At 56.5% G+C, this 14,758-nt stretch carries 19 protein-coding genes; 1 reads left to right on the plus strand and 18 read right to left on the minus strand.

What is annotated here, in order from left to right:
• Window positions 1–8: 8 nt before the first annotated feature.
• A complete protein-coding gene (locus tag AC3ISR_RS25180) occupies window positions 9–1,403 on the minus strand; it encodes an MFS transporter (RefSeq protein WP_463983921.1) in 1,395 nt (464 codons plus the stop codon).
• A gap of 178 nt (window positions 1,404–1,581) precedes the next feature.
• Here AC3ISR_RS25180 and uvrA point away from each other — a divergent pair, with 178 nt between their 5' ends.
• Window positions 1,582–4,416 carry an excinuclease ABC subunit UvrA gene (gene uvrA / locus AC3ISR_RS25185; protein ID WP_305391612.1) on the plus strand — a complete coding sequence of 945 codons (2,835 nt, stop codon included), beginning with the start codon at window positions 1,582–1,584 and terminating at the stop codon, window positions 4,414–4,416.
• A gap of 67 nt (window positions 4,417–4,483) precedes the next feature.
• On the opposite strand, the gene bfr is transcribed toward uvrA, so the two are convergent.
• The 17 genes from bfr to rplE all read right to left on the minus strand — a co-directional run bounded on the left by bfr (window position 4,484) and on the right by rplE (window position 14,749).
• Window positions 4,484–4,948 carry a bacterioferritin gene (gene bfr, locus AC3ISR_RS25190; protein ID WP_003176400.1) on the minus strand — a complete coding sequence of 155 codons (465 nt, stop codon included), beginning with the start codon at window positions 4,946–4,948 and terminating at the stop codon, window positions 4,484–4,486.
• Between the two features lie 155 nt (window positions 4,949–5,103).
• Window positions 5,104–6,552 carry a catalase gene (locus AC3ISR_RS25195; RefSeq protein WP_192299099.1) on the minus strand — a complete coding sequence of 483 codons (1,449 nt, stop codon included), beginning with the start codon at window positions 6,550–6,552 and terminating at the stop codon, window positions 5,104–5,106.
• Window positions 6,553–6,790: 238 nt separating this feature from the next.
• Window positions 6,791–7,177 carry a 50S ribosomal protein L17 gene (gene rplQ / locus AC3ISR_RS25200; protein ID WP_003176402.1) on the minus strand — a complete coding sequence of 129 codons (387 nt, stop codon included), beginning with the start codon at window positions 7,175–7,177 and terminating at the stop codon, window positions 6,791–6,793.
• A gap of 41 nt (window positions 7,178–7,218) precedes the next feature.
• Window positions 7,219–8,220, minus strand: coding sequence for a DNA-directed RNA polymerase subunit alpha (locus AC3ISR_RS25205; RefSeq protein WP_003176403.1), 1,002 nt, complete (start codon window positions 8,218–8,220; stop codon window positions 7,219–7,221).
• A gap of 22 nt (window positions 8,221–8,242) precedes the next feature.
• Entirely contained in the window at window positions 8,243–8,863 is a 621-nt protein-coding gene (gene rpsD / locus AC3ISR_RS25210; protein WP_003210056.1) for a 30S ribosomal protein S4, read from the minus strand.
• Between the two features lie 18 nt (window positions 8,864–8,881).
• Window positions 8,882–9,271, minus strand: coding sequence for a 30S ribosomal protein S11 (rpsK, locus tag AC3ISR_RS25215; RefSeq protein ID WP_002555466.1), 390 nt, complete (start codon window positions 9,269–9,271; stop codon window positions 8,882–8,884).
• Window positions 9,272–9,301: 30 nt separating this feature from the next.
• The gene (gene rpsM, locus AC3ISR_RS25220) at window positions 9,302–9,658 is read right to left on the minus strand and encodes a 30S ribosomal protein S13 (RefSeq protein ID WP_003194635.1); all 357 of its coding nucleotides are present in this window, start codon (window positions 9,656–9,658) and stop codon (window positions 9,302–9,304) included.
• A gap of 129 nt (window positions 9,659–9,787) precedes the next feature.
• Window positions 9,788–9,904, minus strand: coding sequence for a 50S ribosomal protein L36 (rpmJ, locus tag AC3ISR_RS25225; RefSeq protein WP_002555468.1), 117 nt, complete (start codon window positions 9,902–9,904; stop codon window positions 9,788–9,790).
• 27 nt (window positions 9,905–9,931) lie between these two features.
• Window positions 9,932–11,260 carry a preprotein translocase subunit SecY gene (secY, locus tag AC3ISR_RS25230; protein ID WP_017736663.1) on the minus strand — a complete coding sequence of 443 codons (1,329 nt, stop codon included), beginning with the start codon at window positions 11,258–11,260 and terminating at the stop codon, window positions 9,932–9,934.
• The gene (gene rplO / locus AC3ISR_RS25235) at window positions 11,261–11,698 is read right to left on the minus strand and encodes a 50S ribosomal protein L15 (RefSeq protein WP_003176407.1); all 438 of its coding nucleotides are present in this window, start codon (window positions 11,696–11,698) and stop codon (window positions 11,261–11,263) included.
• A gap of 3 nt (window positions 11,699–11,701) precedes the next feature.
• A complete protein-coding gene (gene rpmD, locus AC3ISR_RS25240) occupies window positions 11,702–11,878 on the minus strand; it encodes a 50S ribosomal protein L30 (RefSeq protein WP_003186033.1) in 177 nt (58 codons plus the stop codon).
• Window positions 11,879–11,880: 2 nt separating this feature from the next.
• Window positions 11,881–12,381, minus strand: coding sequence for a 30S ribosomal protein S5 (gene rpsE, locus AC3ISR_RS25245; protein WP_003176409.1), 501 nt, complete (start codon window positions 12,379–12,381; stop codon window positions 11,881–11,883).
• A gap of 3 nt (window positions 12,382–12,384) precedes the next feature.
• On the minus strand, window positions 12,385–12,735 hold the full coding sequence (gene rplR / locus AC3ISR_RS25250; RefSeq protein ID WP_017736664.1) for a 50S ribosomal protein L18: 351 nt from the start codon (window positions 12,733–12,735) through the stop codon (window positions 12,385–12,387).
• Between the two features lie 10 nt (window positions 12,736–12,745).
• Window positions 12,746–13,279: a 50S ribosomal protein L6 gene (gene rplF / locus AC3ISR_RS25255; RefSeq protein ID WP_003176412.1), complete on the minus strand. Its 534-nt coding sequence runs from the start codon at window positions 13,277–13,279 to the stop codon at window positions 12,746–12,748.
• A gap of 12 nt (window positions 13,280–13,291) precedes the next feature.
• Complete coding sequence (gene rpsH / locus AC3ISR_RS25260; RefSeq protein ID WP_192299100.1) at window positions 13,292–13,684, minus strand: 30S ribosomal protein S8; 393 nt, start codon at window positions 13,682–13,684, stop codon at window positions 13,292–13,294.
• A gap of 206 nt (window positions 13,685–13,890) precedes the next feature.
• On the minus strand, window positions 13,891–14,196 hold the full coding sequence (gene rpsN, locus AC3ISR_RS25265) for a 30S ribosomal protein S14 (RefSeq protein ID WP_003176414.1): 306 nt from the start codon (window positions 14,194–14,196) through the stop codon (window positions 13,891–13,893).
• Window positions 14,197–14,209: 13 nt separating this feature from the next.
• Complete coding sequence (gene rplE / locus AC3ISR_RS25270) at window positions 14,210–14,749, minus strand: 50S ribosomal protein L5 (RefSeq protein WP_003194642.1); 540 nt, start codon at window positions 14,747–14,749, stop codon at window positions 14,210–14,212.
• Window positions 14,750–14,758 lie beyond the last annotated feature (9 nt).

Raw genomic sequence — 14,758 nt, forward strand, 5'->3', positions numbered from 1 at the left:
ACGTTCTCCTAGGCTGGGCGCGCTGTCGGCACTGGATTGACCAGTTGCTCGAGCGTCGCGCGATCCAATAATTCGGTGTCCAATTTGATGTAGATGGCGGCTTCTTCGGCGATCACTACCGCATCTGTTACCCCAACAACGGCCTTCAGGCGCTCTACCAGGCCGGCTTCACGAATGGCTTCGGGCGACAACGGCAGGCGCAGGCTTGTGACGTATGGGGGTTCGCGCATGGTAACAGCAAAGGCTAGCCAAAGTGCAGCCAGCCCAGCGCATCCGAGGAACACAACCGACAAACCGCCATGCTGGAACATCCAGCCACCCATGATGCCGCCCAATGCAGAACCAAGGAACTGGCTGGTGGAGTACACCCCCATCGCCGTGCCCTTGCCACCGGCCGGTGAAACTTTACTGATCAGCGAAGGCAACGAAGCCTCCAGCAGGTTGAACGCGGTGAAGAACACCACCGTACCGATGACCAGCGCTCGCAGGCTATCGCCGAACTGCCAGAAGAATAGCTCAGTGAGCATCAGCGTCGCGACGGCGCCGAGCAGCACTTGTTTCATCTTGCGTCGTTTCTCGCCATAGATGATGAACGGGATCATGGCGAAGAACGAAATCAACAGCGCGGTGAGGTAGACCCACCAGTGCTGCTCCTTGGGCAGGCCGGCTTTTTCCACCAGGGCCAGGGGCAAGGCGACGAAGCTGCACATCAGCATCGCGTGTAATACGAAGATACCTAAATCCAGGCGCAGCAGGTCGGGGTGCTTGAGTGTCGGCAACAACGCCTTGCGCGCAACCCCGGACTCACGGTGCTGCAATGTGCCAGTGGAGCGCGGCACCATGAAGGCGACGATCACGATGCCGAACAACGCCATGCCGCCCGTGGCAAGGAACAGCCCGTGCAAGCCGAACGCGCGCGTCAGCAAGGGGCCGACCACCATGGCCACGGCAAACGACAGGCCGATGGTCATGCCGATCATGGCCATGGCCTTGGTGCGATGCTGTTCGCGGGTCAGGTCCGACAGCAGCGCCATGACGGCGGCAGAAATCGCACCGGCGCCCTGTAGGACGCGACCGGCGATCACGCCCCAGATCGAATCGGACTGCGCCGCGAGCACACTGCCGAGGGCGAACACGATCAGCCCCAGGTAAATCACCGGACGACGGCCAACGCGGTCGGAAATGATCCCGAACGGAATCTGGAAAATTGCCTGGGTCAGGCCGTAGGCGCCAATCGCCAGGCCGATGAGGGCGGGGGTCGCGCCTGCGAGATCCATTCCATAGGTCGCGAGTACCGGCAACACCATAAACATGCCAAGCATACGGAAGGCGAACACCAGGGCCAGACCGCTTGCCGCTCGGGTCTCGCCGCTACTCATGCGTTCGCTGTGGGGATCGTGCATGGAAAAACCTCGTGTGAACCGGCGGCGATTCTACCAGTCCCATCGATTGAGAGGGTATATGCGGCGCTTTGCCGCGCAGCTTTCATGTAAGGCTGCAAGCGGCCACTTGACAGTGTATATTCATCCAGTCTTTAGCCGTATACTCCTGCATTATTTACGCCCGCCGTGCGAGGCCATCTTGGACAAGATCCTGATTCGTGGGGCTAGAACCCACAACCTGAAGAACATCGACCTGACCCTGCCCCGGGACAAACTGATCGTCATCACCGGCTTGTCCGGGTCCGGCAAATCGTCCCTGGCGTTCGACACGCTGTATGCCGAAGGCCAGCGGCGCTATGTGGAATCGTTGTCGGCCTATGCCCGGCAGTTCCTGTCGATGATGGAAAAACCCGACGTCGACACGATTGAAGGCCTGTCGCCGGCGATCTCCATCGAACAGAAGTCGACCTCCCATAACCCGCGCTCCACCGTGGGCACCATCACCGAAATCTACGACTACCTGCGTCTTCTGTATGCGCGCGTAGGTATCCCGCGCTGCCCGGACCACGACATTCCCCTGGAAGCCCAGACCGTCAGCCAGATGGTTGACCTGGTACTGGCACAGCCGGAAGGCGCCAAGCTGATGCTGCTGGCGCCGGTGATTCGTGAACGCAAGGGCGAACACCTTTCCGTCTTCGAGGAGCTTCGCGCACAAGGTTTCGTACGCGCGCGGATCAACGGCAAGCTCTATGAGCTGGATGAAGCGCCGAAACTCGACAAGCAGAAAAAGCACTCCATCGATGTCGTGGTGGACCGCTTCAAGGTGCGGGCCGACCTGCAACAGCGTCTGGCGGAATCGTTCGAGACAGCACTGAAGCTGGCAGACGGCATTGCCCTGGTGGCGCCGATGGACGACGAGCCGGGTGAAGAAATCATCTTCTCCGCGCGCTTTGCCTGTCCGATCTGTGGCCACGCCATCAGTGAGCTGGAACCCAAGCTGTTTTCCTTCAACAACCCGGCCGGCGCGTGCCCGACTTGCGATGGCCTCGGTGTGAAGCAGTTCTTCGACATCAAGCGCCTGGTCAACGGCGAGCTGACCCTGGCGGAGGGCGCGATACGCGGCTGGGACAGGCGCAACGTCTACTACTTCCAGATGCTGGGGTCGTTGGCGTCACACTACAAATTCAGCCTCGAAGTGCCGTTCAACCAACTGCCGGCGGATCAGCAGAAGGTCATCCTCCACGGCAGCGGCACGCAGAATGTCGACTTCAAGTACCTGAACGACCGTGGCGACATCGTTAAACGCTCCCACCCGTTCGAAGGCATCGTGCCGAACCTGGAGCGCCGCTACCGCGAAACCGAATCGGCGAGCGTGCGCGAAGAACTGGCGAAGTTCCTAAGCACCCAACCGTGCCCGGATTGCCGGGGCACTCGTTTACGTCGCGAGGCGCGGCATGTGTGGGTAGGCGAGAAGACGTTGCCGGCGGTAACCAACCTGCCTATCGGTGATGCCTGCGAGTACTTTGGCGTGCTTAAACTGACAGGCCGTCGCGGGGAAATTGCCGACAAGATCCTCAAGGAAATTCGCGAGCGACTGCAGTTCCTGGTCAATGTGGGCCTGGACTACCTGTCGCTGGATCGCAGCGCGGATACCTTGTCGGGCGGTGAAGCCCAGCGGATTCGCCTGGCCAGCCAGATTGGTGCCGGTCTTGTAGGTGTGTTGTACATCCTTGATGAGCCGTCCATTGGCTTGCACCAACGGGACAACGATCGCCTGCTCGGTACGCTGAAACACCTGCGGGACATTGGCAACACCGTGATCGTGGTCGAACACGACGAAGATGCGATTCGCCTGGCGGACTACGTCGTCGATATTGGCCCGGGCGCCGGTGTGCATGGTGGGCATATTGTCGCCGAAGGTACGCCTGCCGAAGTCATGGCGCACCCGGACTCACTGACCGGCAAGTACCTGTCTGGTCGCGTCAAGATTGAAGTGCCGGCCAAACGGACACCGCGCAACAAGAAGCTGGCGTTGCACCTCAAGGGTGCGCGCGGGAACAACTTGCGCAATGTCGACCTGGAAATCCCGCTTGGCCTGCTGACCTGCGTGACAGGCGTTTCCGGCTCAGGCAAGTCGACGCTGATCAACAACACCCTGTTCCCGCTGAGCGCTACCGCCTTGAATGGCGCAACCACCCTGGAAGCAGCGGCGCACGACAGCATCAAGGGCCTGGAACACCTGGACAAAGTAGTCGACATCGACCAGAGCCCGATCGGTCGCACGCCACGCTCAAACCCAGCGACCTATACCGGGCTGTTCACGCCGATCCGCGAATTGTTTGCCGGCGTTCCGGAGTCCCGTTCGCGGGGCTACGGGCCAGGCCGGTTCTCGTTCAACGTCAAGGGTGGACGCTGCGAAGCCTGTCAGGGCGATGGCTTGATCAAGGTGGAAATGCACTTCCTTCCGGACATCTACGTGCCGTGTGATGTGTGCAAGAGCAAGCGCTACAACCGCGAAACCCTGGAGATCAAATACAAGGGCAAGAGCATCCATGAAACCCTGGAGATGACCATCGAGGAAGCGCGGGTGTTCTTCGATGCAGTCCCGGCGTTGGCGCGCAAGCTGCAAACACTGATGGATGTGGGCCTGTCGTATATCAAGCTGGGGCAATCGGCGACCACGCTGTCCGGTGGTGAGGCGCAACGGGTCAAGCTGTCGCGCGAGCTGTCCAAGCGCGATACCGGCAAGACTCTCTACATCCTCGATGAACCGACAACCGGCCTGCACTTTGCGGACATCCAGCAACTGCTGGACGTGTTGCACCGCTTGCGCGACCACGGAAACACGGTGGTCGTGATCGAGCACAACCTGGATGTGATCAAAACCGCCGACTGGCTGGTGGACCTTGGGCCGGAAGGTGGCTCCAAAGGTGGCCAGATCATCGCAGTAGGTACGCCGGAGCAGGTCTCCGAGATGCCTCAGTCGCACACCGGTTACTACTTGAAACCATTGTTGGCCCGCGACCGGGCCTGACTTTATCGGGCCCAATGAAAAGCCCCGGTCACCGCTAAGGTGACCGGGGCTTTTTTATAGCCGGGAATTAGAACTGCGATTGCAGGTAATTTTCCAGGCCAATGAGCTTGATCAGGCCCAACTGCTTCTCCAGCCAGTAGGTGTGATCTTCTTCGGTATCGTTCAGCTGCACGCGGAGGATTTCACGAGTGACATAGTCGTTGTGCTGTTCGCAGAGTTCGATGCCTTTGCAGAGTGCAGCACGGACTTTGTATTCCAATCGCAGGTCGGCAGCGAGCATGTCAGGCACTGTGGTACCTACATCCAGGTCATCGGGACGCATACGTGGCGTGCCTTCGAGCATCAGGATACGGCGCATCAGCGCGTCGGCGTGCTGTGCCTCTTCTTCCATTTCGTGGTTGATACGCTCGTAGAGCTCAGTAAAGCCCCAGTCTTCGTACATACGCGAATGGATGAAATATTGGTCACGAGCTGCCAGTTCGCCCGTCAGCAACGTGTTGAGGTAATCGATTACGTCGGGGTGACCTTGCATCGCCCTACATCTCCCTGCTTGAAAGTCTGTAGTTTGAACCATGATGACCTGGAGGTCACGGGATCAACGGCAGAAAAGTGAAGATTTTCGCAGAAAAGTAGCTTAAATAACGCAAAAACCGCCCAAATGAGGGCGGTTCTGCTTATCGTTTAGAGTCAGTTAAGCGATACACCCAACGCCTTTGCGATTGCTTCTCCATAAGCCGGGTCGGCCTTTTGGAAGTGCGCCAATTGACGCTGAACCACATCACTGGAAACCCCAGCCATTGCGCCGGCGATGTTGTTGACGAGCAAGTCTTTCTGCTCGGCGCTCATCAAGCGAAACAGGGCACCCGCGTGGCTGTAGTAATCCGTGTCTTCGCGGTGATCGTAACGGTCTGCGGCACCGCTCAGGGCCAGCGCGGGCTCTGCGTACTGAGGCGCTTGTTTAGGCGCATCGGCGTAACTGTTCGGCTCGTAGTTAGGTGTACCACCGCCATTGCTGCCGAATGCCATCGAACCGTCGCGCTGGTAGCTGTTCACCGGGCTACGTGGGGCGTTCACCGGCAGCTGCTGGTGGTTGGTGCCGACACGGTAGCGGTGAGCATCTGCGTAGGCGAACACACGGCCCTGCAGCATGCGGTCCGGCGACAGGCCTACACCCGGAACCATATTGCTCGGTCCAAACGCAGCTTGTTCGACTTCAGCGAAGTAGTTCTGCGGATTACGGTTGAGTTCCAGTTCACCCACTTCGATCAGCGGGAATTCCTTCTGCGACCAGGTCTTGGTCACGTCAAAAGGGTTCTCGTAGTGAGCATTGGCCTGGGCCTCCGTCATAATCTGGATGCACACGCGCCATTTCGGGAAATCACCACGCTCGATCGCACCGAACAGATCGCGCTGCGCGTAATCGGGGTCTGTACCGGCCAGGCGAGCGGCTTCAGCTGGAGCCAGATTCTTGATGCCCTGCTTGGTTTTGTAGTGCCACTTTACCCAGTGACGCTCACCCTTGGCGTTGATCAGGCTGTAGGTGTGGCTACCGAAGCCGTGCATGTGACGATAGCCGTCCGGGATACCACGGTCCGAAAACAGGATGGTGACCTGATGCAGCGCTTCTGGAGAGTGCGACCAGAAATCCCACATCATCTGCGCGCTTTTCAGATTGCTCTGGGGCAGACGCTTCTGGGTGTGGATGAAGTCAGGAAATTTCAGCGGGTCACGGATGAAGAACACAGGGGTGTTGTTACCCACGATGTCCCAGTTGCCTTCTTCGGTGTAGAACTTCAGAGCAAAGCCACGAGGGTCACGCTCTGTATCCGCCGAGCCACGCTCACCGCCTACCGTGGAAAACCGCAGGAAGGTCGGGGTTTGCTTACCTACGCTCTCGAACAGCTTGGCGCTGGTGTATTGGGTAATATCTTTGCTTACCGTGAAAGTACCGTAGGCGCCTGAACCCTTGGCGTGCACGCGTCGCTCAGGGATGTTTTCACGGTTGAAGTGAGCGAGCTTCTCGATCAGGTGGAAGTCGTCGAGCAGCAACGGACCACGCGGGCCGGCGGAACGGGAATTCTGATTGTCCGCGACGGGAGCGCCGCTGGCGGTGGTAAGAACTTTATTCTGGCTCATGCTCAATTTTCCTCAGGTCGGACTTGGAACTGCCGGCTAATCGGCTTGGATAGAGTATTGGTCATCCCTATGAAGCCTACAAATTCATTAAATTGTAAGCATCGATAGAGAATAACTACCAACCCTCTAAACGCCATAGTGCCGAGCACTGCCTGTGGAAGCTTGTACCCATCGAGCTATTTCTTACGCGCACAAAAAACCGGGCACTAGGCCCGGTTCTTCGTTACAGACTGACGTCTTACTCGGCGCTTACAGCTTCGCCGGCAGTAGCACGATCAACCAACTCGACGTACGCCATAGGCGCGTTGTCGCCAGCGCGGAAACCGCACTTGAGGATGCGCAGGTAGCCACCCTCACGGGTAGCGTAACGCTTGCCCAGGTCGTTGAAGAGCTTACCAACGATAGCTTTCGAACGGGTACGGTCGAAAGCCAGACGGCGGTTAGCCAGGCTGTCTGTCTTGGCCAAAGTGATCAGCGGCTCAGCAACGCGACGCAGTTCTTTAGCTTTCGGCAGTGTAGTTTTGATCAGCTCGTGCTCGAACAGCGACACCGCCATGTTTTGGAACATGGCCTTGCGGTGCGAGCTGGTACGGCTCAGGTGACGACCACTTTTACGATGACGCATGGTTCATTCCTTACCAAACTCACGTTCGGTGATTACGACGATCAGGCAGTCGCCTTGTCGTCCTTCTTAAGACTTGCAGGCGGCCAGTTGTCGAGGCGCATGCCGAGGGACAGACCGCGGGAGGCCAGAACGTCCTTGATTTCAGTCAAGGATTTCTTGCCCAGGTTCGGAGTCTTCAACAGTTCTACTTCGGTACGCTGAATCAGGTCGCCGATGTAGTAAATGTTTTCCGCCTTAAGGCAGTTAGCCGAACGTACAGTCAGTTCCAGATCGTCAACCGGGCGAAGCAGGATCGGATCGATCTCGTCTTCCTGCTCGATTACCACTGGTTCGCTGTCACCTTTGAGGTCGACGAACGCAGCCAACTGCTGTTGCAGGATGGTTGCAGCGCGGCGGATAGCCTCTTCAGGATCCAGAGTACCGTTGGTTTCCAGATCAATAACCAGCTTGTCCAGGTTAGTACGCTGCTCGACACGGGCGTTTTCCACCACGTATGCGATACGGCGAACCGGGCTGAACGAAGAGTCAAGCTGCAAGCGACCAATGCTGCGGCTTTCGTCTTCATCGCTCTGACGCGAGTCGGCCGGTTCATAACCACGACCACGAGCTACGGTGAGCTTCATGTTCAGGGCGCCGTTAGACGCCAGGTTAGCGATTACGTGATCGGGGTTAACGATCTCGACATCATGATCCAGCTGAATATCGGCAGCGGTAACCACCCCCGAACCCTTCTTCGACAAGGTCAGCGTAACTTCGTCACGGCCGTGCAGCTTGATAGCCAGACCTTTAAGGTTCAACAGGATTTCAATTACGTCTTCCTGTACACCTTCGATGGCGCTGTACTCGTGGAGCACACCGTCAATCTCGGCCTCGACTACTGCACAGCCGGGCATTGAGGACAACAGGATGCGGCGCAGCGCGTTGCCCAGGGTGTGGCCAAAACCACGCTCGAGAGGCTCGAGAGTGATCTTGGCGCGGGTTGGACTGACAACCTGCACATCAATGTGGCGGGGTGTCAGGAACTCATTTACCGAAATCTGCATGGATGCACCTATTTTCTAGCCCTTACTTGGAGTAGAGCTCGACAATCAGGCTTTCGTTGATGTCGGCGGACAGATCACTGCGAGCTGGAACGTTCTTGAAAACGCCCGACTTCTTCTCAGTGTCTACTTCTACCCATTCTACGCGGCCACGTTGGGCACACAGATCGAGAGCTTGGACAATGCGAAGTTGGTTTTTTGCTTTCTCGCGAATCGCGACCACGTCACCAGCACGAACCTGGTAGGACGGGACGTTAACGGTTTGGCCGTTTACGCTGACGGATTTGTGCGATACCAGCTGACGGGATTCGGCACGAGTAGAACCAAAGCCCATACGGTATACAACGTTGTCCAGACGGCATTCGAGCAGTTGCAGCAGGTTTTCACCGGTTGCACCTTTCTTGCCAGCAGCTTCTTTGTAGTAGCCGCTGAACTGACGCTCGAGAACGCCGTAGATACGACGGACCTTCTGCTTTTCACGCAGTTGGGTGCCGTAGTCGGACTGGCGACCGCGGCGTTGGCCGTGGATACCAGGTGCTGCTTCAATGTTGCACTTCGATTCGATCGCGCGCACGCCGCTCTTCAGGAAGAGATCGGTGCCTTCGCGACGAGCGAGTTTGCATTTTGGACCAATGTAACGAGCCATTCTTTACAATCTCCTGGATTACACGCGGCGCTTCTTCGGCGGACGGCACCCGTTGTGCGGGATTGGCGTCACGTCGGTGATGCTGGCGATCTTATAGCCACAGCCGTTCAAAGCACGGACAGCAGACTCACGACCTGGACCTGGACCTTTGACGTTAACGTCGAGGTTTTTCAGGCCATATTCCAGCGCAGCTTGACCAGCACGTTCAGCAGCTACTTGAGCAGCAAACGGGGTGGACTTGCGGGAACCGCGGAAACCCGAACCACCAGAGGTAGCCCAAGAAAGCGCGTTACCTTGACGGTCGGTGATGGTCACGATGGTGTTGTTAAAAGAAGCATGGATGTGGGCGATGCCATCAACCACTGTCTTTTTAACTTTTTTACGAGGACGAGCAGCAGGTTTTGCCATGATAATTTTCCTGTCGATTCGCTGGGGCGATTACTTGCGGATCGGCTTACGCGGACCTTTACGGGTACGCGCGTTAGTCTTGGTACGCTGACCGCGTACTGGAAGACCACGACGATGACGCAGACCGCGATAGCAACCGAGGTCCATCAAACGCTTGATTTTCATGTTGATTTCGCGACGCAGATCACCTTCAGTGGTGAACTTCGCCACTTCGCCACGCAGCTGTTCAATCTGCTCGTCGCTCAGATCCTTGATCTTAGCGGCTGGGTTTACCCCAGCAACTGCGCAAATTTTCTGCGCAGTAGTGCGACCAACACCATAGATGTAGGTCAGCGAGATAACAGTGTGCTTGTTATCTGGAATGTTAACGCCTGCAATACGGGCCATTCAGTGGGACTCCAATTGACAGCTACCTACGCCCCGGAAGCCAAGAAATAGGGCGCGAGATAATATCGCTGTAATAACAAATAATCAACCCGGCAGCGCACTAGCTGCCGGGCTTCAAGCGGATCACACTCAGCCTTGGCGCTGTTTGTGACGCGGTTCCGCGCTGCAAATTACTCGAACAACACCTTCGCGGCGAATAATCTTGCAGTTACGGCACAGCTTTTTCACCGATGCACGAACTTTCATCACCAACTCCTCGAACCTTATGGGTACTCAGCGCAACATGCCGCTGCCGTAGCCCTTCAGGTTGGCTTTCTTCATCAGGGATTCGTACTGGTGCGAAACGAGGTGCGATTGTACTTGGGACATGAAGTCCATCACAACCACGACGACGATCAGCAACGAGGTCCCGCCAAGGTAGAACGGAACGTTTGCTGCAACCACCAGGAACTGGGGCAGCAAGCACACGGCCGTCATATATAGAGCACCGAACAGGGTCAAACGAGTCAGAACGCCATCAATGTAGCGTGCCGACTGCTCACCTGGACGGATGCCCGGAATAAAGGCACCGGACTTCTTCAGGTTTTCCGCTACGTCTTTCGGATTGAACATCAACGCCGTATAGAAGAAGCAGAAGAAAATAATCCCTGCACTAAACAGCAGAATATTCAACGGCTGACCAGGAGCGATCGACTGAGAGAGGTCCTGCAGCCAGCCCATATTTTCAGACTGACCAAACCAGGTACCCAACGAAGCCGGAAACAGCAAAATGCTGCTCGCGAAAATTGCCGGGATAACACCGGCCATATTCACTTTCAGCGGCAAGTGGCTGGTCTGCGCAGCAAAAACCTTACGGCCCTGCTGACGCTTGGCGTAGTGAACAGCAATACGACGCTGGCCACGCTCAATGAACACCACAAAACCGATAATCGCTACTGCCAGCAAACCGATGGCAACCAGGGCGAAAATATTGATATCACCCTGACGCGCAGACTCGAAAGACTGCCCGATTGCTCTCGGAAGACCGGCGACGATACCTGCGAAAATCAACATCGAGATACCGTTACCAACACCACGCTCAGTAATCTGCTCACCCAGCCACATCATGAACATCGCACCAGCCACAAAAGTGGATACCGCGACGAAATGGAAGCCAAAGTCACCAGTGAACGCAACGCCCTGCCCCGCCAGGCCAACGGACATGCCGATAGCTTGAACCAGGGCGAGAGCGACAGTGCCGTAGCGGGTGTACTGGCTAATCTTGCGACGGCCAGCTTCACCTTCCTTCTTCAACTGCTCCAGCTGCGGGCTGACGGCGGTCATCAGTTGCATGATGATCGATGCCGAAATGTACGGCATGATCCCCAGTGCAAAGATGCTCATCCGTTCCAGCGCGCCGCCGGAAAACATGTTGAACAAGCTAAGAATGGTCCCCTCATTCTGTCGAAACAGGTCTGCGAGTCGGTCCGGGTTGATACCTGGAACCGGGATGTGTGCGCCTATTCGGTAGACGATAATCGCCAGGAACAGAAAACGCAGACGAGCCCAAAGTTCAGACATACCGCCTTTGCCGAGCGCTGAGAGAGCACCTTGCTTAGCCATTTATTCCTCGAACTTGCCGCCAGCTGCTTCGATAGCCGAACGCGCACCTTTGGTGGCGCCGATTCCCTTGCCGATAGTGACAGCGCGAGTCACTTCACCGGACAGCATGATTTTCACACGCTGTACGTTGACGTTGATCACGTTGGCATCTTTCAGGGTCTGCACAGTAACGATGTCGCCTTCCACTTTAGCCAGCTCGGACAGACGTACTTCTGCGCGATCCATGGCTTTCAGGGATACGAAACCGAACTTAGGCAGGCGACGATGCAGCGGCTGTTGACCGCCTTCAAAGCCTGGAGCGATGGTGCCACCGGAGCGGGAGGTTTGACCTTTGTGGCCACGGCCACCAGTCTTACCCAAACCGCTACCGATACCACGGCCCGGACGATGCTTTTCGCGACGGGAACCCGGCGCTGGACTCAGATCATTGAGTTTCATCGATTAACCCTCGACACGCAGCATGTAGTAAGCCTTGTTGATCATCCCGCGATTCTCGGGAGTATCAAGTACTTCTACAGTGTGACCGATGCGACGCAGACCCAGACCCTTAACGCACAGTTTGTGGTTAGGGATGCGGCCGGTCATGCTTTTGATCAGCGTTACTTTAACGGTAGCCATGATCAGAAGATCTCCTTGACAGTCAGGCCACGCTTAGCAGCGATGGACTCAGGAGATTGCATAGCTTTCAAACCTTTGAAAGTGGCGTGAACCACGTTTACCGGGTTAGTCGAGCCGTAGCACTTGGCCAGAACGTTCTGAACGCCAGCAACTTCGAGGACAGCACGCATAGCGCCGCCAGCGATGATACCGGTACCTTCAGAAGCAGGCTGCATGTACACCTTCGAAGCGCCATGGGCGGACTTCATTGCGTACTGCAGAGTGGTGCCGTTCAGGTCAACTTGGATCATGTTGCGACGAGCAGCTTCCATTGCCTTCTGGATCGCAGCAGGCACTTCACGCGACTTGCCACGGCCGAAGCCAACACGGCCTTTACCATCACCAACCACGGTCAACGCGGTGAAGGTGAAGATACGGCCGCCTTTAACGGTTTTGGCTACGCGGTTAACTTGAACCAGCTTCTCAATGTAGCCTTCGTCGCGCTTTTGGTCGTTATTTGACATAACTTAGAACTCCAGCCCAGCTTCACGAGCGCCATCAGCAAGCGCTTTCACGCGGCCATGGTACTTGAAGCCAGAGCGGTCGAAAGCCACTTGCGAGACGCCAGCGGCCTTAGCACGCGTAGCGACCAGCTGGCCAACCTTAGTGGCCGCGTCGATGTTGCCAGTGGCACCATCACGCAGTTCTTTATCCAAAGTCGAGGCGCTTGCCAGGACTTTGTTGCCGTCGGCCGAGATGACCTGGGCGTAGATGTGCTGCGACGAGCGGAACACGCAGAGACGCACGACTTCGAGTTCGTGCATTTTCAGGCGTGCTTTGCGAGCGCGACGCAGTCGAGTAACTTTTTTGTCGGTCATTTGCTATGCCCTACTTCTTCTTGGCTTCTTTACGACGGACGACTTCGTCCGCGTAGCGCACACCTTTGCCTTTGTACGGCTCTGGTGGACGGAAGTCGCGGATCTCAGCAGCCACTTGACCTACCAGTTGCTTGTCGATGCCCTTGATCAGGATATCGGTCTGGCTAGGAGTCTCAGCGGTGATGCCTTCCGGCAGTTCGTAATCCACTGGGTGCGAGAAGCCAAGGGCCAGGTTCAAAACCGTGCCTTTTGCTTGCGCTTTGTAACCAACACCGACCAGCTGGAGCTTGCGCTCGAAGCCTTGGCTTACGCCTTGGACCATGTTGTTTACCAACGCACGCGTGGTACCGGCCATTGCGCGAGTTTGTTGATCGCCATTGCGAGCAGCGAAACGCAGCTCACCAGCTTCTTCAACGATCTCAACGGACGAATGGATGTTCAGTTCAAGAGTACCCTTGGCACCCTTCACCGAAAGCTGTTGGCCTGCGAATTTTACTTCGACACCGGCTGGCAGCTTAACGGGGTTCTTAGCGACGCGAGACATGCTTATCCCCCCTTAGAACACAGTGCAAAGAACTTCGCCGCCGACACCGGCAGCGCGCGCAGCACGATCCGTCATCACACCTTTGTTGGTGGAGACGATAGACACGCCCAGACCGCCACGAACTTTCGGCAGATCTTCAGCGGACTTGTACTGACGCAGGCCTGGACGGCTAACGCGCTTCACTTCCTCGATGACCGAACGGCCTTCGAAGTACTTCAGCTCGATGGACAGCAGTGCTTTAACATCGCTGCTGATCTGATAATCCGCAATGTAGCCTTCGTCTTTCAGGACTTTGGCAACAGCTACCTTCAACTTGGAAGATGGCATGCTTACGACGGACTTTTCAGCCATCTGGGCATTACGGATACGAGTTAGCATGTCCGCTAACGGGTCCTGCATACTCATGGGCTAGACGCTCCTAATACAAAAAAATTAGCCTTGCGGCTACATATATCGCCGAGAATCTCCGTGTAAAAAACACGGGCTCAGGCGAGCCGCGTATTTTAGACACACTCCGGAAATGAAACAAGCCCCAAAAGGGGCTTGTTCCAGATTCAAGGTCACCGGCGGTCAGTATCTTTCGATTCAGACCACCCGGACGTTGAAAGTACTTACCAGCTGGCTTTAACCAGACCTGGTACGTCACCACGCATTGCCGCTTCACGCAGTTTGTTACGGCCGAGGCCGAACTTGCGGTAAACGCCGTGTGGACGACCGGTCAGGCGGCAGCGGTTACGCATGCGCGAAGCGCTTGCGTCACGTGGCTGCTTCTGCAGAGCTACTGTAGCTTCCCAACGCGCTTCTGGACTTGCGTTCAGATCAACGATGATTGCTTTCAGTGCTGCACGCTTCTTGGCGTACTTGGCAACCGTGAGCTGACGCTTCAGCTCGCGGTTTTTCATGCTCATCTTGGCCATGGTCCTACTCCAATCAGTTGCGGAACGGGAATTTGAAAGCACGCAACAGGGCGCGACCTTCATCATCGTTCTTGGCAGTGGTGGTCAGGGTGATGTCCAGACCGCGGAGAGCATCGATCTTATCGTAGTCGATTTCCGGGAAGATGATCTGCTCTTTCACGCCCATGCTGTAGTTACCACGACCATCGAAGGACTTGGCATTCAGGCCGCGGAAGTCGCGAACCCGAGGCAGGGAGATCGACAGCAGACGATCCAGGAATTCGTACATACGCTCACGGCGCAGGGTCACTTTGACGCCGATCGGCCAACCTTCACGGACTTTAAAGCCAGCGATGGATTTCCGAGCGTAGGTCACAACGACTTTCTGGCCGGTGATCTTTTCCAGGTCAGCAACAGCGTGCTCGATGACTTTTTTGTCGCCGATCGCTTCGCCCAGACCCATGTTCAGGGTGATTTTGGTAACGCGCGGAACTTCCATCACGTTCCCAAGCTTAAGTTCTTCCTTAAGCTTAGGGGCGATTTCCTTCCGGTAAATCTCTTGTAGTCGTGCCATGGTCTAATC

It is taken from the genome of Pseudomonas sp. GL_117, from assembly GCF_057835125.1.